Origin of the sequence: Cellulosimicrobium sp. AB352 (assembly GCF_049538415.1) — a bacterium.
Classification (GTDB): Bacteria; Actinomycetota; Actinomycetes; order Actinomycetales; family Cellulomonadaceae; genus Cellulosimicrobium; species Cellulosimicrobium funkei.
The window spans coordinates 23,731-40,747 of sequence record NZ_JBMVFX010000010.1 but is presented as its reverse complement, the minus strand read 5'-3'; the positions used below and the strand labels follow the sequence as shown (position 1 = coordinate 40,747).

Genomic DNA, 17,017 nt, shown 5'->3' with positions numbered 1-17,017 from the left:
GATCCGACGATCCCGGTCGCCGTCCCCGTGCTCGACGGGCGGGTGGACCGTCCTCGTCACCGGCAGGGCGGGCGGGCCTGCGGGGCCCTCACGCGGCGTTGGTACCCTGACGCCCCGGTGACGACCGGTGACCGGTGCCCCGCGCGCCGGACGGTCGTCGCCGTCCGCCGTCACCGACTCCCGGAGAGCCCACGCCCGTGCCCTCGACGCCCGCGTTGACCACCAGCCCGAACGTCCCCTCGCCCAGCGCCCGCGTCACCACCGTCGGGTACATGATCTTCGCGTCGCGCTGGCTCCAGGCGCCGCTGTACTTCGGCCTCATCGTGGCCCAGGTGGTCTACGTGTGGCAGTTCCTCAAGGAGCTGTGGCTGCTCGTCGTGGGCGGCTTCACGGGCCGCGCGACGGATCACGCGACGCACGAGGTGGTCAGCTTCGGCGCCGAGGAGATCATGCTCGCGGTGCTCGGTCTCGTGGACGTCGTCATGATCTCCAACCTGCTCATCATGGTCATCGTGGGCGGCTACGAGACGTTCGTCTCGCGCATCCGGCTCGAGGGCCACCCCGACCAGCCCGAGTGGCTGAGCCACGTCAACGCGAACGTGCTCAAGACGAAGCTCGCGATGTCCATCGTCGGGATCTCGTCGATCCACCTGCTGCGCACGTTCATCGACAGCAGCCGGTACACGCCGACGCAGCTCATGTGGCAGACGCTCATCCACCTCGCGTTCGTCCTCTCGGCGCTCGCCCTCGCGCTCATCGACCGCATGTCCCTCACCGCGCACCAGCGCGCGGCGAACGCCGCCGCCGCGGGCGAGGGCCCGGCCGACCCGCACGCATGAGCCGGCCCGACGACGTCCCGCGCCCCCGCGCCGACCCCGCGCCCGAGGTGGCGCGGGCGGACGCCGCGGACGTGCCGGACGCCGTCGAGCACGTGGCCGAGCAGGCCGTCGAGGACGAGGTCCGCGCCGCGGTCCGCCAGGCCGTGTCCGTCTCCGTCGCGACGGGCCTGTACGGCATCTCGTTCGGCGCGCTGTCGGTCGTCGCGGGCCTCGACGTCGCGCAGACCATGGCGCTGAGCCTGCTCATGTTCTCGGGCGGCTCGCAGTTCGCGCTCATCGGCGTGGTGGGCGCCGGGGGCGCGCCGGTCGCAGCGATCACCACGGCGGGCTTCCTGGGCGTCCGCAACGCGCTCTACGGCGCGCAGCTCGGCCCGCTGCTCGCGCTGCGCTCGTGGCACAAGGTCGTCGCGGCCCAGTTCACGATCGACGAGTCGACCGCCGTCGCGACCGCGCAACGGTCCCGGCGCGCCGTCCGAGCCGGGTTCTGGTGGACGGGCGTCGGCATCTTCGTCCTCTGGAACGCGATGACGCTCGTCGGGGCGCTCGCGGGCGACGCGCTGGGCGACCCGCGCGCGTGGGGGCTCGACGCCGCCGCGGCGGCCGCGTTCCTCGGCCTGCTGTGGCCGCGGCTCGCGACGCGTGCGATGCAGCTCACCGCGGCCGCGGCGGTGGTCGTCGCGGCGGCGCTCGTCCCGGTCGCACCGGGCGGCGTGCCGGTGCTCGCGGCGGCCGCGGTCGCCGTCGTCACCGGTCAGGTCGACGCGCGGCGCCGACGGGCCGCCGACCGTGCGGGGACCGCGGCCGGCCCCCGCGGAGAGGAGCCCTCGTGACCTCAGCGACCGTCTGGGTCGTCGTGCTCACCGCGTCCGCGGTGTGCTTCGCGCTCAAGCTCGCCGGCCACCTCGTGCCCGAGCACTGGCTCGCCGACGAGCGCGTCGCGCGCACCGCCGCGCTCGTCACCGCCGCGCTCCTCGCGGCGCTCGTCACGGTGCAGACCGTCGGCGACGGGCAGGCCCTCGTCGTCGACGCGCGCCTGCCCGCGCTGGGCGTCGCGGCCGTCGCGCTCGCGCTGCGCGCGCCGTTCATCGTCGTCGTGGTCCTCGCCGCGGTCACGGCCGCGGGCCTGCGCGCGCTCGGCTGGGGCTGAGGCCGTCCCGGCGCCCGGCCGGGTCTCGTAGGGTGAACCCGTGAGCCTCTTCCGCGAGACCGCCGACGTCTCCGTCCGCCCTGCCGTGCCCGGCGACGACGTCGCGATGACAGCGATCCAGGTCGGGGCGTGGCGCTCCTCGCACGCCGACGTGCTCGGCGACGACGTGCTCGACGCGCTCGACACCGTGCGGATGCGCGAGCAGTGGGCCGCGGCGATCTCCTCGCCGCCCGGTCCCGGCTTCGCGGTGCTCGTCGCGTGCGCGGGGGCCGACGTCGTGGGGTTCGCCGCGGTCGCGCCCGGCCAGGTCCTCGCGCTCGAGGTAGAGCCGCGCCACCAGCGCGGCGGGCACGGGTCGCGCCTGCTGGCGGCGGCCGTCGACCGGCTGCGGCGCGACGGCGCGGACGAGGTCGTCACGTGGGTCCTGGACGGCGACGCCGCGCGCGAGGCGTTCCTCGCCGGGTCCGGGCTCGGTCCCGACGGGCGCACCCGGACGCTCGCGACCGGGCTCCGGGACGTCGTCGAGCGGCGCTGGACGGCCGAGATCTGAGGACCGCGGGACCCCGCGTCACGCAGCCGTGACACGCCCGTGACCCGTTCGTCCCCGTGACCTGCGAGGATCGTCCGCCATGGGCATCCTCACCGACTACTTCGCCGCGCCGGACGACGCACGGGCCGCGCTCGCCGCGCAGGCCGGACCGGCCTCCCCCGACCCGCTGACCACGCAGCCGGGCTTCGCGACCGTGGAGCTCAAGGGCATCGACCCGTTCGTCGTCCTCGGCACCCTGGCGAGCCTGCTCACCGACCGCCCGTACGCCGAGGTCACGGCGGACGCCCGCCACGGTTCGCTCGTCGCGACCGGGGGTGACGAGGGGCCGTGGGTGGTCTCCGTGACGGACGTGCTCGTGGGGGCGCTCGCCTCCGCGACGCCCGCCGCGCTCGACGAGGTCGCCGTGCGGTGGGCGGCGACGGAGGAGCTCGAGGGGTCGGACCCCGCGGACCTCGCCGACGCGCTGCACCGGCTCGCGGCGCTGTGCGTCCGCGCCGACGACGCGGGGCACCGGCTCTACTGCTGGACGAGCCTGTGACGCGCGTGCCCGGGGGCCGTCAGGCCCGACGACGCGCGCGGTAGAGCGCCGCGGCCTTGCGCAGCGCCTCCCGCGCGCGGCGGCGGTCGCGCGCCGCGTCGTAGGCGAACGCGAGGTGGTACCACGCCTCCCAGCTCGTCGGGTCGGCGTCGACCGCGTCCCGGTACGGGCCGAAGGCCGCGTCGGCGGCGTCGCGGTCGATCCGGCCGCCCGGCGAGCGCGGCAGGTCGTCGACGGGCAGGCGGCCGCGGTCCGCGAGGTCGTCGGCCATGCGCTGCACGGTCCCGGCGAGCAGGAACTCGCGCCCGACGAGGCCGACGACGAGCAGCGGCAGCACGAGCACGCCGGCCCCGATCGCCATGGCCACGGGCTCGCCCGTGCCGATGAGGGCCGCGGACCGTCCCGCGACCTGCCACACGTAGAGCGCGAGCAGGACCGTGACGAGGACCGCCCCGACGATCGCCTTCCACGGGCGCCCGGCGCGCGACCGGCCGCGCGAGCCGCCGTCCCCGGGCCCGGGGCCGTCCGGGCCGGTCGACCCGCCGGGCAGGCTCACGCGAGGTCCAGCACGTTCTCGAGGCCGACGGTGAGCCCGGGCCGGCCCACGACCTCGCGCACCGCGAGCAGGACGCCCGGCATGAACGAGACCCGGTCGAACGAGTCCTGCCGGATGACCAGCTGCTCGCCCGTGTTGCCGAACAGGATCTCCTCGTGCGCGACGAGGCCGCGCAGACGGACGGCGTGCACGCGCACGCCGTCGACGTCGGCGCCGCGCGCCTCCCAGCCCGTCTCGGTCGCGTCCGGGCCCGTCCCGAGACCGGCGTCGGCCCGTGCGGCGGCGATCGCCGCGGCGGTGTGCCGCGCGGTGCCGGACGGCGCGTCGACCTTGTCCGGGTGGTGGAGCTCGATCACCTCGGCCGACTCGAAGTACCGCGCGGCCTTGGCGGCGAACGTCATCGCGAGGACTGCGGACAGCCCGAAGTTGGGCGCGATGAGCACGCCGAGCCCCGGCGCGCCCGCCGCGGCAGCACGACCGAGGTGCGCGACGACGCGACCGCGGCTCTCCTCCGTCCAGCCCGTGGTCCCGACGACGGCGTGCACGCCCGCGTCGATCAGCGCGTGGACGTTCGCCTCGGTCGCGGCCGGGACCGTGAAGTCGACGGCGACGTCCGCGCCGCCGAGCGTCGCGGCGGCGACCTCGTCGCCCGCGTCGAGGCGCGCGACGAGCTCGAGGTCCGCCGCGCCCTCGACGGCGGCGCAGACGGTCGCGCCCATGCGTCCGGCGGCGCCCAGGACGGCGACCCGCAGCGGGCGACCGGGCTCCCTGCCGGGGGCGGTCGGTGCGGGATCTGGCGCGGGGGTGCTCTGCTCGCTCACGCCCGTCACCCTATCGCCGCAGCGCGCGTCGACCGGTGCCGCGTCCGCCGCACCGGGCAGTGGGTCTGCCCACAGCACGACGGCGGCCGCCCTCCGCGAGGAGGACGGCCGCCGCGAGACGCCGTGGAGGCGGGGTCAGTCGCCGAACGGCCCGACGCGCACCACGGAGCGCGGGCGCGACGCGAGGTCGTCGGCGAGCTTCTGCACGTCGTCGGCCGTGACGGATCGGATCGCGTCGAGCGACTCCTCGACGCTCAGGAGCTCGCCGTAGACGAGCTCGGCCTTGCCGAGCCGGCTCATGCGCGAGCCGGAGTCCTCGAGACCGAGGACCATGCCGCCCGAGAGCTGGCCGATGCTGCGGTCGAGCTCCGCGCCGGTGATGCCGTCGGCCGCGAGGCGGTCGAGCTCGCTGTGCAGCAGCGCGGTCACCTCGTCGACCTTCGACGGCGCGCACCCGGCGTAGAGGCCGAACGTGCCGATGCCGCCGTGGCCGGACGCGAACGAGTAGGTCGAGTACGCGAGGCCGCGCCGCTCGCGGATCTCCTGGAAGAGCCGCGAGCTCATGCCGCCGCCGAGGACGGCGCTGAGCACGGAGAGCGTGAAGCGGCGGTCGTCCGTCGCGGCCAGACCGGTGCCGCCGATGACGACGTTCGCCTGCTCGACCGCCCGGTGGACCGACAGCTCGACGCTCGCGGCCCCGACGCCCGCCAGGGCGGGGTCCGCAGGGTCGCGCCGCGCCCGGGGTGCGCCCGACGCGTCGAGCGTCCAGCCGCCGTCGCGCAGCGCCGTGCCGACCTGGTCGACCAGCGTGTCGTGGTCGACGCCGCCCGCCGCCGCGACGACGAGCGTCTCGGGGCGGTAGTGCCAGCGGTAGTGCTCCCACACGGCGTCCCGGGGCACGGCGTTGATCGTGTCCGGGGTCCCACCGATGGGCCGCCCGAGCGGGTGGCCGGCGAGGACCGCCGCGGCGAACTCCTCGTGCACGACGTCCGAGGGGTCGTCGTCGTTCATCGCGAGCTCTTCGAGGATCACGCCGCGCTCGGTCTCGAGCTCGTCGGGGTCCAGGCGCGCGGAGGTCACCATGTCGGTGATGACGTCGACCGCCATGGGGAGGTCGGCGTCGAGCACGCGCGCGTAGTAGCACGTGTGCTCCTTGCCCGTCGCCGCGTTGGCCTCGCCGCCGACGGCGTCGAACGCCTCGGCGATGTCCATCGCGGAGCGGCGGGCCGTGCCCTTGAACAGCAGGTGCTCGAGGAAGTGCGTCGACCCGAAGTGGCCGTCGGTCTCGTCGCGCGAGCCGACGCCGACCCACGCGCCCACCGTCGCCGAGCGCAGGCCCGGCATCGACTCGGTGAGCACGCGGACCCCGCCGGGCAGGACGGAGCGACGGATCGTCGCGCCGTCCTGCCCGGCGGTCAGCTCGGCCCCGGCGTCACCCGCCGGGACGAGCGGAAGGTCCCACGGCACGTCAGGCGTCCGCGTCCTCGGTCGCGGGAGCGTCGGCCGGAGCCTCGTCCTCGACCACGGCGTGCAGCGAGAGCTTGCCGCGCGGGTCGATCTCGCCGATCTCGACCTGGACCTTCTGGCCGATGGACAGCACGTCCTCGACGTTCTCGACGCGCTTGCCGCCCACGAGCTTGCGGATCTGGCTGATGTGCAGCAGACCGTCCTTGCCCGGGGAGAGCGAGATGAACGCGCCGAACGACGTCGTCTTGACGACCGTGCCGACGAAGCGCTCGCCGATCTCCGGGACGTGCGGGTTGGCGATCGCGTTGATCGCCGCGCGGGCGGCCTCGGCCGACGGGCCGTCGACGGCGCCGATGTACACGGTGCCGTCGTCCTCGATGGAGATGTCCGCGCCCGTCTCCTCCTGGATCTGGTTGATCATCTTGCCCTTGGGGCCGATGACCTCGCCGATCTTGTCGACCGGCACCTTCACGGAGATGACGCGCGGAGCGTTCGGGGACATCTCGTCGGGCACGTCGATGGCCTCGGCGAGCACGTCGAGGATCGTCAGGCGCGCGTCGCGCGCCTGCGTCAGCGCACCGGCGAGCACCGAGGCAGGGATGCCGTCGAGCTTGGTGTCGAGCTGGATGGCCGTGACGAACTCGCGCGTGCCGGCGACCTTGAAGTCCATGTCGCCGAACGCGTCCTCGGCACCGAGGATGTCGGTGAGCGCCGCGTAGCGGGTCTCACCGTCCACCGTGTCGGAGATGAGGCCCATCGCGATGCCCGCGACGGGGGCGCGCAGCGGCACGCCCGCGTTGAGGAGCGAGAGCGTCGAGGCGCACACGGAGCCCATGGACGTCGAGCCGTTGGAGCCGAGGGCCTCGGACACCTGGCGGATCGCGTAGGGGAACTCCTCGCGGCTCGGCAGCACCGGCACGAGCGCACGCTCGGCGAGCGCGCCGTGGCCGATCTCGCGGCGCTTCGGGCTGCCCACGCGGCCGGTCTCACCGGTCGAGTAGGGCGGGAAGTTGTAGTTGTGCATGTAGCGCTTGCGCGTCTCCGGACCGAGCGAGTCGATCTGCTGCTCCATGCGGAGCATGTTCAGCGTGGTGACGCCCATGATCTGGGTCTCGCCACGCTCGAAGAGCGCGGAGCCGTGCACGCGCGGCAGCACCTCGACCTCGGCCGAGAGGGTGCGGATGTCCGCGAGCCCACGGCCGTCGATGCGCACGCCGTCGGTGAGCACGCGCTGGCGCACGAGCTTCTTCTGGAGCGCGCGGTACGCGGCGGAGAGCTCCTTCTCGCGGCCGTCGAACCCGGCCTGGAGCTTGCCCACCATCTCGTTCTTGATCTCGTCGAGACGGTTCTCGCGGTCCTGCTTGTCCGCGATGGCGAGCGCCTCGCGCAGGTCCGTCGCGACCTCGGCCTCGACCGCGGCGAACGCGTCGTCCTGGTAGTCCAGGAAGACCGGGTACTCCTTGACGGGCTTCGCGGCCTGCGCGGCGAGCGCAGACTGCGCGTCGCACAGCGCCTTGATGAACGGCTTGGCCGCCTCGATGCCCTCGGCGACGACCTCCTCGGTCGGCGCCGCCACGCCCTCGTCCTTGACGAGGCCCCAGGCGCCGTCGGTCGCCTCGGCCTCGATCATCGCGATCGCGACGTCGTCGCCGACGACGCGGCCGGCCACGACCATGTCGAAGACCGCGCGCTCCTTGTCGGAGTACTTGGGGAACGCGACCCACTGGCCGTCGACCAGCGCGATGCGGACCGCGCCGACCGGGCCGGAGAACGGCAGGCCGGAGATCTGGGTCGACGCCGAGGCGGCGTTGATCGCGAGCGTGTCGTACGCGTCGTCCGGGTGGAGCGCGAGGACCGTGATGACGACCTGGACCTCGTTGCGCAGGCCCTTGACGAAGAGCGGGCGCAGCGGGCGGTCGATGAGGCGGCACGCGAGGATCGCGTCCGTCGAGGGACGACCCTCGCGGCGGAAGAACGAGCCGGGGATGCGGCCCGCGGCGTACATGCGCTCCTCGACGTCCACCGTCAGCGGGAAGAAGTCGAACTGCTCCTTGGGGTGCTTGCCGGCCGTCGTGGCCGACAGGAGCATCGTCTCGTCGTCGAGGTACGCGGCGACGGAGCCGGCGGCCTGACGGGCGAGGCGCCCGGTCTCGAACCGGACGGTGCGGGTGCCGAAGCGACCGTTGTCGATCGTGGCCTCGGCGAACTGGATCTCGGGACCCTCCACGGGTGCCCTCCCTTTCTCGAAGCGCCGCCCGGGTAGCCCTGTCGAGGGTTCCGGTCCGCGCCCCGGCGCGTGGCGCAGGGGCTCCGGTCGCACTCGACGCTCGGCGGTCTTCGATCGAGGTCCACGGCGGTTCCCGCACCGGTCCGTCCGAGGACGGTGCCGTGGGGGTCCGTGAGCCACTACCGAGGACCGAACGAGAGGCCGGCGGCGCGGTGGGTGGTGTGCGGCTGGGTGGTGCTCAGCCGGGGTGTGACGGGTACATCACACCAGACCAGCCCGGTCCCCGCAGGGACCGGGCTGGCGGTGTCGTGTCAGCGACGCAGACCGAGGCGCTCGATGAGGCTCCGGTAGCGGTTGATGTCGACCTTCTGCAGGTAGCCGAGCAGGCGACGGCGCTGGCCGACGAGGAGGAGCAGACCACGACGGCTGTGGTGGTCGTGCTTGTGCTCCTTGAGGTGCTCGGTGAGGTCCTTGATGCGCTGCGTGAGGAGCGCGACCTGGACCTCGGGCGAACCGGTGTCGCCCTCGCTCGTCGCGTACTCGGTCATGATGCGCTGCTTCGTGGCAGTGTCGAGCGGCACGGTTCTCCTTCGGGTTCGTTGCGCGGTGCGCCGGGACGGATCTCCCGGGCTCTCTCTGTCCGCGGCCGGTCAGACGGCGCATCCATCTTACCAGGTGGACGCGCCGTCGCCCGCCGCGGTCCCGTCGTCCCGGCCGGACCGCGCGTCGTGCCTCAGGGGGCGCCGTCGTGCCCGGCCGTGCCGTCACCGCGGAACCGGCCCGCGGCGTCGGGCAGCACCCCGGCGAACCGGAGGAGGTCCGGCAGCGTGAGGACGAGCGACCCGTCCTCGAAGTGCACGCCCTGCGCGGGCGTCCAGTGGTTGCTCGTGCGCACGTACGAGGTGTCGTCCTGCCGCAGCAGGTACACGAACGTCTCCGCGAGCACGCGGCTGCCGACCTCGCCGAGGAAGCTGCCGTCGCCCTGGAGCTCGGCCTCCTTGAGGACGTAGTACCACAGCGGGGTGCCGCCGTGGTCGCCGTCCCGCAGGGCCGCGAGCGCCTGCTTCACGTCGTCGCCCGCCCGGTCCTCGAGCTGGGCCGGGGTGAGCGGGACGACGCCGAAGGCCGCCGCGACGGCCTCGCCCGTGGGCAGCGCGAGCATGTAGCCGCGCAGCAGGTTGCGCTGCGCGAGCTGCTTCTGGAGCGCGCTCGCGACGAGCTGGGCCGGCGTGTGCGCGGGCGGCTCGGGCGGCAGGTTCCCCTCCTTGACCATCGTGCCCAGGCTCGGCGCGAGGAACGTGTCAATCTTCTCGGCCGCCCGGAACGTCCGCGGGTCGCCCTTGTCGACGAACCGCGCCCACTCGATCGGCCAGTTGGACGGCAGGGCCGGGGTGCCCTGCGGTCCCGGACGCAGGCTGCCGCCGTTCCCCGTGAACTGGAAGAGCTGCGTCAGGCTCGCGTTCGCGGGCGGCGGGCCCGTGAAGTTGACGTTGAAGTCGTAGGAGTCGCGGATCATCGAGTGCCCGAACCGGAACGCCGCGACCGCGAACTCGAGCGGCATGGAGATCGGGTACCGGGGCCGGAAGAACGACGTGTCGCGCAGGAGCGTCGCGTCGAGCACGCCCGGCTTGGTGAGGGTGCGCAGGTAGTCGTTGACCACGAGCCACTGGTAGTGCCACCGCACGAGCTGGCTCGCGCGCTCGAACACGCCGCGCTCCCCGCCCGTGAGCCGGGTCCAGGGCTCGACGTCGTCCACCCAGTCCACGACGGCGTTGTGGAACCGGATCATCGCGAGGTGGAGCTGGGCGACCACGAGGTTCTCGTCGTTGCGCCCGTCCGGGATCAGCGGCGCGCCGCCGTCGTCGCGCGGCAGGTCGCGCTGCGCGTCGTCGCCGGGCGCCACGAGCGAGAACGACGGACCGCCCGGGATGACCAGCGGCTCGGTGGAGATGCGGCCGAGCCGCAGCTTCGCCGAGCCCGACACGTACGACGCCTCGCTGCGCGTCGTGCGGTACCCACGCTCGCCCTCGAACCGCGGCCCGCTGCCGTACAGGGAGTCGAGGTTGAGCGCCGGGTGGCGCCCGTTGTGGAGCGAGCGCACCACGACCCACGGCGCGAAGACCCGGAAGGGCACCGCGTCGACGTCGCCGAGCGCCTGGTCCCCGTCGCGGCCCGTCGTCGTGTCGGGGCCGTTGGTGTTGAGCGTGATGTCGTGGTCGATGAACTGGCCCCAGTACGTGTACACGGCCGGCACGTGCGAGTCGAGGCTGCGCGGCGGCTGCCCGGGCGGGGAGACGGGCCGGGCGACCATCGCCGCCCCGAGCGTCTTCAGCGCGGCGACGGTCGCGGCCGTCGCGCCGTTCCCGACCGGGAGGTGGAACCGCGGGAAGCGCTCCGCGAGCTGCGGGAACAGGTAGTCGAACGCGGTCGTGGAGTCGTACCGGTGGTGCTCGAGGTCCCGCGCCACCGCGGCCTCGGCCGCGGGCAGGAGCGGTGCGTCCGACTCCGCCGGGTCCACGTCCGCATCGGTCGCGACCTCGTCGGGGACGACGGCCGACCCGTGCCCGACGCTGCGGACGGTCCGGCCGACCGGGGTGGACGCCTGGTCGACGGCGTCGGGTGCGACGTCGTCGACGACGGTCTCGGCGACGGGAGCCGCCGGTTGCTGCTGAGCCTCCATGGCTCTGCCCTCTCTGTCGGAGGTCTTCGTGCGGCCCGCGCGGCGGGCCGCCGGCGCCCCCGCGGGCGTGCGCGCGCGGGGACGGGTGCGACCGCCCCCGGGCCGCAGCCCGAGGCCCGCGCGGCCGCCTGGGCGCCGTGCACGACGGCGCCGCTCACCCGGAGGGAGGGCCCGGCGCCGGTGTCGTGACACGACCGGGCAGCGCCCGCAGGACGGTGCGGTGACGGTCTCGAGGACGGTCCCGACGACGCCCGCACGACGTCTCGGGCGAGGACCCCGCGGACACGCCGCGACGGCCCGGCCGGGCTCAGCCCCGCAGGAGGCCGCGGCGCCGGGCCTCGGCGACGGCGGCCGTGCGCGACGGCGCGCCGAGCTTGTCGTAGACGTGCACGAGGTGCGTCTTCACGGTCGCGCGCGAGAGGAACAGCTCGTGCGCGATCTCGTCGTTCGTGCGCCCCTCGGCGACGAGCGCGAGCACCTCGAGCTCGCGCGCCGTGAGCGCCGTGCCCGGGCTGCGCAGCCGGCCGAGCAGCCGCCGCTGCACCGCCGGGCCGAGGGCGACCTCGCCCGCCGCGGCCGCGCGCACGGCGGCGACGAGCTCGTGGGTCGGCGCGTCCTTGAGCAGGTAGCCGCGAGCGCCCGCCTCGACCGCGGCGAGGATGTCGGCGTCCGCGTCGTAGGTCGTGACGACGAGCACGGGCGGACCGTCCGTCGCGACGATCTCGCGGACCGCGTCCACGCCCCCGAGGCGGCCGGGGCCGAACTGCAGGTCGAGCAGCACGACGTCGGCCCGCAGCCCGGCGCGCAGCCGGGCGAGCAGCTCCTCGGCGGAGCCGACCTCGGCGACGACCCGCACGTCCGGCTCGGCCTCCAGGACGGCGCGCAGGCCGGTCCGCACGACGGGGTGGTCGTCCGCGAGGACGACGTCCACGGCGGGCCCGGTCATCGCTCCTCCTCGGTGCCGGCGTCGGTCTCGGTCCGGGTGTCGGCCGTCCCGTCGGCCGGACGGTCGGCCGGGTCGTCAGCCGGGTCGTCGGCCCGGTGGTCGGCAGCCGCGCCCGACCGGGTCCCGGTCGTCGCCGCGAGCGGCACCCACGCGGCCACCGCCGTGCCCGCCCCCGGCGCGGACTCCACGGACAGCGTGCCCCCGAGGTCCGCGACCCGGGCGCGCATGGCGCCGAGGCCGAAGCCGCCGGGCCGGTCCGCCGCCGGCGCGGGGACGGCGTCCGGGTCGAAGCCGCGCCCGTCGTCGACCACGTCGAGCGCGACCGCGTCGTCCCCCGGCCCGGTGCCCGCGAGGAAGCTCACGGTGACGGCGGCGCGCGTCGCACCGGCGTGCCGCTCGACGTTGGCGAGCGCGGACTGCGCCACGCGCAGCAGGGCGGCCTCGACCTCGGTCGGCAGCGGGACGGGCTCGCCACTCACCCGCACGACGACGCGCGGCCCGCCCTCGGCGGCGCGTCCGGACGCCCGGTCCGCGACGCGGCGCAGGGCCCCGACGAGGTTCGACGACGCGAGGTCGGCCGGCGCCAGCGCGCGCACGACGCGGCGCGCCTCGGCGAGGTTGTGCCGCGCGACCTCGCGCGTCTGCTCGACGTACCCGCGCGCGGTCTCCGCGTCGCCGGCGTCGAGCGCGGTCCGGGCCGCGCGCAGGAGCAGCTCGGCGGACGAGAACCCCTGGGCGAGCGTGTCGTGGATCTCGCGCGCCAGGCGCTCGCGCTCGGCCGCCACCGCCCGCTCCCGCTCCGACGCCGCGAGCTCGTCCCGGGTGCGCACGAGCTCGTCGAGCGTGCACTGGCGCTCCTGGGACTCCCGCACGACCGCCTCCAGCGCGAGGACGACGACGACCGCGACGGCCCCGCCGATGGCCGGCCCGAGCACGAACGGCAGCGCGACGCGCGCGGTCCACGTGGCCATGACGCCCACGACGAGCACGACGACCACCGCGACCGCGACCGGGCCCCGGCGCGGGCCGAGGACGTGCATCGCCACGAACATCAGGGGGAACGCGACCCAGACGGCGGTCGTCGTGACGAGCGACAGCCCGACCCAGAGGGCCACGAGACCGGTCACCCACGCCCCCGCGGGCCACCACGCACCGCGCGGCGCGCGCACGTCGACGGGCACGGGGACGCGACGACGGCCCACCACGTACAGCGCGAGCAGGGCCGCGCCGAGCAGCACGGCGCCCACGCCCCGCGCCGTCGACGTGACGAGCGCGCCCGCGACCGCGAGCACGACCAGCCCGACGAGCAGCACGTCCAGACCACGCCGCAGCCACCGCGTCGCGGTCGGCACGACCGGCGCGACGCGACCGGCCACCGACATCGCGGGGGCTACCGATGCATGGCCCGACGACGCACGGCCCGACGGCGCAGCACGGCCCGCGAGCGCGGCAGGCTCGGCGGGCTCGGGTCCGGGCGGGGTCACGCCGTCACCCTAGCCACGGCACCGCGGCCCGGCATCGTCCGAACGGTCGATCCCGGGCTCGTCCCTGCGGCGCCCCAGGACCGGCCGGACCGGTGATCCGCGGCGCGCCTCGACGCGGGACGGTGGACGGGACGTCGGGACGGGCCCTGCGGCGCACGACACTCGCGCTCGCCGGACCACGTCCCCGCCCCCGCTCCCTGTCTCTCACTGCCCCTCGGACCCCGGAGGTCTCCCCGTGTTCCTCGCCCTGCGCGACCTGCGCCACGCGCGCGGTCGCTTCGCGCTCATGACGGTCGTCGTCGCGCTCATCACGTTCCTCGTCGCCTTCCTCGCGGCGCTCACCGCAGGCCTCGGCCGCGCGAGCACCTCCGCGGTGACCGACCTGCCGGTCGACCGCGTCGCCTTCGCGCCCCCGGCCGAGGGCGCGTCCCCCACCTTCACGGAGTCCGAGGTGACCGCCGCGCAGACGGACGCCTGGGCCGCCGTCCCCGGTGTCGACGCCGCGGAGCCGCTCGGCGTCGCGACCGTGCGCGCGTCCGGCGACGCGACGGCCGCCGTCACCACGTTCGGGGTGCGGCCCGGTTCGGGTCTCGTGCCCGGCACCGACGACGGCGGCGCCGACGTCTCCCCCGGCGCCGTCGTGCTCTCCCGCGGCGCCGCCGACGCGCTCGGCGCCGGCGTGGGCGACCCGGTGGACGCCGGGCCGCTCGACCTGACGGTCTCCGCCGTCGCGGACGGCGAGGCGGACTACGCGCACACGCCGGTCGTCTGGGTGGCCCTCGACGACTGGCAGGCCGTCGGCGCCCGGGGCGGCGCCTCGCCCGTCGGCACCACGTCCGACGGCACGCCTGCCGACAGCGCCTCGACCGACGACGCGGCAGCCGGGCAGGTGGCCACCGTCGTCACCCTGCGGTTCGGCGACGACCCCCCGACCGCGGACGTGCTCGCCGCCACGGACGCCCGCGTCAGCACCGTGACCGCGACGCCGCGCGAGGCGCGCTCGGCCATCTCGTCGTTCACCGCCGAGAACCTCTCCCTGACCCTCATGCAGGTCTTCCTCCTCGCGATCTCCGCGCTCGTCGTCGGTGCGTTCTTCACCGTCTGGACCATCCAGCGCGCGGGCGACGTCGCGGTGCTGCGCGCGCTCGGCGCCTCGACGCGCTACCTGCTGCGCGACGCGATCGGCCAGGCCGGCGTCGTGCTGGGCGTGGGCGTCGGCGTCGGCACGGCCCTCGCGGCCGGCGCGGGACTGCTCGCGTCCCAGGTCATGCCGGTCGTCGTCGACCTCTCGACGACCCTCGTGCCCGCCGTCGTGCTCGTCGTGCTCGGCGGCCTCGGCGCGGTCCTCGCCGTGACGCGGGTCGCGCGCGTCGACCCGCACGCGGCGCTCGCGGCCCGCTGACCTTCTCCCTCTCGTCCGTACCGACCCTCAGGAGCTCCCCGTGGACCTCGTCCTCGACCGTGTCCGTCTCACCTACCCCGACGGCGACGGCGTCCTCGTCGCCGTCGACGACGTCTCCCTCACCGTGCCCTCGGGCACCACGACGGCGCTGCTCGGCCCGTCCGGTGCCGGCAAGTCCAGCCTGCTCGCCGTCGCGGCGACGCTCACGCCGCCGACGGCGGGCGTCGTGCGGGTGGGTCCCGACGTCGTCAGCGCACCGCTCGACGCCGACCTCGACCCCGAGCGCGGGGACGCGGCCGGACGGCGCGGCCGGCGGCGCGCGCGGCGTGCGGCCGACCGGGCGGCGGCGCTGCGCCGCGAGCGCATCGGGCTCGTGTTCCAGCAGCCGCAGCTCGTCGCGTCGCTCACCGTGCTCGAGCAGCTCGAGCTCATGAGCCACCTCCGGGGCCGCTCCCCCGCGTCGCGCCGTGCGCACGCCCTCGCGCTGCTCGACGCCGTCGGGGTCGCCGACCGCGCGGACCGCCGGCCCGAGCACCTCTCGGGCGGGCAGCGCCAGCGCGTCGCGATCGCCCGCGCGCTCATGAACGACCCCGAGGTGCTGCTCGTGGACGAGCCGACGTCGGCGCTCGACCACGAGCGGGGCGTGCAGGTGGTGGAGCTGGTCGTGCGGCTCGCGCGCGAGCTCGACGCGGCGACGCTGCTCGTCTCGCACGACGAGGCGACGCTCGACCCGGTCGACGCGCGGGTCCACCTCGCGGACGGCCGCCTCGTCCCGGCGCCCGCGGCGGCCTGAGGACGCGCTCGGGCCGCCGTCGGGTCAGCGGGCCGCGCGCACGTGGGTCGCGACCGCGACCGCCACGACGGCGGCCAGCGCCTGGGCCACCACGACGCCCCACCCGGGCGTACCGACGAGCAGGGCGACCCCGAGCGGGACCGCGCCGAGCACCGCGACGTCGGGCCCCTTGCGCAGCACGGCCGCGGCGCCCGTCGGCAGGCCGCCCGAGGGCGTCGCGAGCAGCGGCCCGCCCCAGTCCGGCGGCTCGCGGTACGCGCTGCGCACGGCGGCGGCGCCCTGGACGACCGCCGCGAGCACCGCGACCCCGAGCCAGCGCGCGTCCCCCGTCCCGAGCGCGAGCGGGGCCGTGCCCGCGACGAGGCAGACCGTCGCCGTGAGCGTCGGGACGACGCCGCGCGCGAGCCGCGTCCAGCGCGCCCGGAGCGGCACGAGCGCGTCGACGACCGGGGCCATCTCGGCCGTGCGCGCCCCCTCCGCGCCGAGCACCGCCGCGCCAAGGCCCGCCGCGACGAGCAGGGCGAAGAGACCGAAGCCCGAGCCCAGGCCGGGCACCTGCTGCGCGACGACCGTGAGGGCGGCGAGACCGACGAGCTGGGCGAGCGCCGACGGGCTGCGACCCAGCAGCACGAGGTCGGCCGCGACCACCGCGCCGACGGGACCGCGCACCGCGGCGAACCGGTGCGGTCGGCGGACCCGGACCCGGGCGGCGCCGGCCCGGCGCAGGGCCCGGCCGAGGTCGCGCGTGTCGAAGGACAGCACGGCGCCGCCCACCTGGTCCGCGACCGCGCTCTGCGCGCGCAGCACCGTCGCGCCGAGGGACTCCAGCCCGCGCCACCACCGCAGCACGAGCAGCGCCGCGACGGCGAGCAGACCGAGCACGACGACGAGCGGCGCACCGAGCGGCGGGAGACCGGGGCGCCCGGCGACGACGAGCGCGAGACCCGCGACCGGCACGGCCGCGACCGCGACGTCGCTCGCCCGCGCGAGCAGCCCGGCAGCCCGGGCCGACGGCTGGGCGAGTCCCGCGACCGCGACGAGGAGCAGGCCGAGGGCGCCGCCGGTCGCACCGGCCCGCAGCGCGGGCACCGCGTCCAGACCGGCCGCGACCGCGACGACGGCGCTCCCCAGCGCGCCGAGCCCGGCCCCGAGCACGACGGCGCGCGCGAACGACGGCGACACGAGCCCCCGCCGGTCCGCGGGCGTCGGCACCCACCACCGCACCCCGCCCCCGCCGGCGCCGACCGGGCCCAGGCGCACGGCGGTGCCCGTCATGAACGCGAGCAGCGCCGTCGTCCCGAGCGCCTGGACGGCCCCCGGTCCCAGCACGGGCGGCCCGCCCGCCGGCGCGGCGGTCGCGAGCGTCGAGCGCAGCATCGAGGCGAGCCCGACGACCCAGCCCGTCGCGAGCGCGACGGACACCACGGCGTAGGCGACGTCGACGACGATCTCGCCCGGCCCGGCGTCGGCCCGTGCGGCCGCGGCACGGGCGGTGAGACGGCGCAGCTCGCGGCCCGTCAGCAGCTCGTCCGGGTCGGAGCGCAGCGCGCTCGCTCCGTGCGGCACG

The 17,017-nt window shown here is 76.0% G+C and carries 16 protein-coding genes; 7 read left to right on the top strand and 9 right to left on the bottom strand.

Translation table 11 applies throughout. The features are described from left to right. The first annotated feature begins 215 nt into the window (after nt 1-215). The 5 genes from ACPCUX_RS09120 (at nt 216) to ACPCUX_RS09100 (ending at nt 3,074) form a co-directional block, all read left to right on the top strand. Nucleotides 216-839 (top strand): TIGR00645 family protein, encoded by a 624-nt coding sequence (locus tag ACPCUX_RS09120; protein ID WP_051028262.1) that lies wholly within the window; start codon nt 216-218, stop codon nt 837-839. After that, complete coding sequence (locus ACPCUX_RS09115; RefSeq protein WP_423388589.1) at nt 836-1,669, top strand: AzlC family ABC transporter permease; 834 nt, start codon at nt 836-838, stop codon at nt 1,667-1,669. Before ACPCUX_RS09120 ends, ACPCUX_RS09115 begins: the two co-directional genes overlap by 4 nt. Next, on the top strand, nt 1,666-1,986 hold the full coding sequence (locus tag ACPCUX_RS09110; RefSeq protein WP_043658086.1) for an AzlD domain-containing protein: 321 nt from the start codon (nt 1,666-1,668) through the stop codon (nt 1,984-1,986). Before ACPCUX_RS09115 ends, ACPCUX_RS09110 begins: the two co-directional genes overlap by 4 nt. A 40-nt stretch (nt 1,987-2,026) precedes the next feature. After that, complete coding sequence (locus tag ACPCUX_RS09105) at nt 2,027-2,536, top strand: GNAT family N-acetyltransferase (protein WP_043658083.1); 510 nt, start codon at nt 2,027-2,029, stop codon at nt 2,534-2,536. Nucleotides 2,537-2,615: 79 nt separating this feature from the next. Next, entirely contained in the window at nt 2,616-3,074 is a 459-nt protein-coding gene (locus ACPCUX_RS09100) for a hypothetical protein (protein ID WP_137280313.1), read from the top strand. 19 nt (nt 3,075-3,093) lie between these two features. Here ACPCUX_RS09100 and ACPCUX_RS09095 read toward each other — a convergent pair whose 3' ends face one another. The 8 genes from ACPCUX_RS09095 to ACPCUX_RS09060 all read right to left on the bottom strand — a co-directional run bounded on the left by ACPCUX_RS09095 (nt 3,094) and on the right by ACPCUX_RS09060 (nt 13,255). Next, a complete protein-coding gene (locus ACPCUX_RS09095; protein WP_076406606.1) occupies nt 3,094-3,534 on the bottom strand; it encodes a hypothetical protein in 441 nt (146 codons plus the stop codon). Nucleotides 3,535-3,626: 92 nt separating this feature from the next. Beyond that, entirely contained in the window at nt 3,627-4,382 is a 756-nt protein-coding gene (gene dapB, locus ACPCUX_RS09090) for a 4-hydroxy-tetrahydrodipicolinate reductase (protein WP_034656111.1), read from the bottom strand. Nucleotides 4,383-4,586: 204 nt separating this feature from the next. Next, the gene (locus ACPCUX_RS09085) at nt 4,587-5,918 is read right to left on the bottom strand and encodes a M16 family metallopeptidase (protein WP_043658077.1); all 1,332 of its coding nucleotides are present in this window, start codon (nt 5,916-5,918) and stop codon (nt 4,587-4,589) included. A 1-nt stretch (nt 5,919) separates the two neighbouring features. Further along, complete coding sequence (locus ACPCUX_RS09080; protein ID WP_021479898.1) at nt 5,920-8,145, bottom strand: polyribonucleotide nucleotidyltransferase; 2,226 nt, start codon at nt 8,143-8,145, stop codon at nt 5,920-5,922. Nucleotides 8,146-8,456: 311 nt separating this feature from the next. Further along, nucleotides 8,457-8,726, bottom strand: a complete 270-nt coding sequence (rpsO, locus tag ACPCUX_RS09075) for a 30S ribosomal protein S15 (RefSeq protein WP_021479897.1) — start codon at nt 8,724-8,726, stop codon at nt 8,457-8,459. A gap of 152 nt (nt 8,727-8,878) precedes the next feature. After that, a complete protein-coding gene (locus ACPCUX_RS09070) occupies nt 8,879-10,825 on the bottom strand; it encodes a peroxidase family protein (protein ID WP_423388588.1) in 1,947 nt (648 codons plus the stop codon). A gap of 307 nt (nt 10,826-11,132) precedes the next feature. Next, nucleotides 11,133-11,771, bottom strand: a complete 639-nt coding sequence (locus ACPCUX_RS09065; protein WP_074810003.1) for a response regulator — start codon at nt 11,769-11,771, stop codon at nt 11,133-11,135. Next, a complete protein-coding gene (locus ACPCUX_RS09060) occupies nt 11,768-13,255 on the bottom strand; it encodes a sensor histidine kinase (protein WP_423388587.1) in 1,488 nt (495 codons plus the stop codon). The genes ACPCUX_RS09065 and ACPCUX_RS09060 overlap by 4 nt, the downstream gene beginning before the upstream one ends. A gap of 235 nt (nt 13,256-13,490) precedes the next feature. Here ACPCUX_RS09060 and ACPCUX_RS09055 point away from each other — a divergent pair, with 235 nt between their 5' ends. Next, nucleotides 13,491-14,657, top strand: coding sequence for an FtsX-like permease family protein (locus ACPCUX_RS09055; RefSeq protein WP_423388586.1), 1,167 nt, complete (start codon nt 13,491-13,493; stop codon nt 14,655-14,657). A 40-nt stretch (nt 14,658-14,697) separates the two neighbouring features. Beyond that, the gene (locus ACPCUX_RS09050) at nt 14,698-15,450 is read left to right on the top strand and encodes an ABC transporter ATP-binding protein (RefSeq protein ID WP_137280310.1); all 753 of its coding nucleotides are present in this window, start codon (nt 14,698-14,700) and stop codon (nt 15,448-15,450) included. A gap of 24 nt (nt 15,451-15,474) precedes the next feature. Here ACPCUX_RS09050 and ACPCUX_RS09045 read toward each other — a convergent pair whose 3' ends face one another. Next, nucleotides 15,475-17,016, bottom strand: a complete 1,542-nt coding sequence (locus ACPCUX_RS09045) for a DUF6297 family protein (protein ID WP_423388585.1) — start codon at nt 17,014-17,016, stop codon at nt 15,475-15,477. Nucleotide 17,017: the final 1 nt, after the last annotated feature.

Coding starts and splice junctions, on each gene's coding strand:
- ACPCUX_RS09115 (WP_423388589.1), top strand. CDS start 836: ATGAGCCGGCCCGACGACGTCCCGCGCCCCCGCGCCGACCCCGCGCCC.
- ACPCUX_RS09070 (WP_423388588.1), bottom strand. CDS start 10,825: ATGGAGGCTCAGCAGCAACCGGCGGCTCCCGTCGCCGAGACCGTCGTC.
- ACPCUX_RS09065 (WP_074810003.1), bottom strand. CDS start 11,771: ATGACCGGGCCCGCCGTGGACGTCGTCCTCGCGGACGACCACCCCGTC.
- ACPCUX_RS09100 (WP_137280313.1), top strand. CDS start 2,616: ATGGGCATCCTCACCGACTACTTCGCCGCGCCGGACGACGCACGGGCC.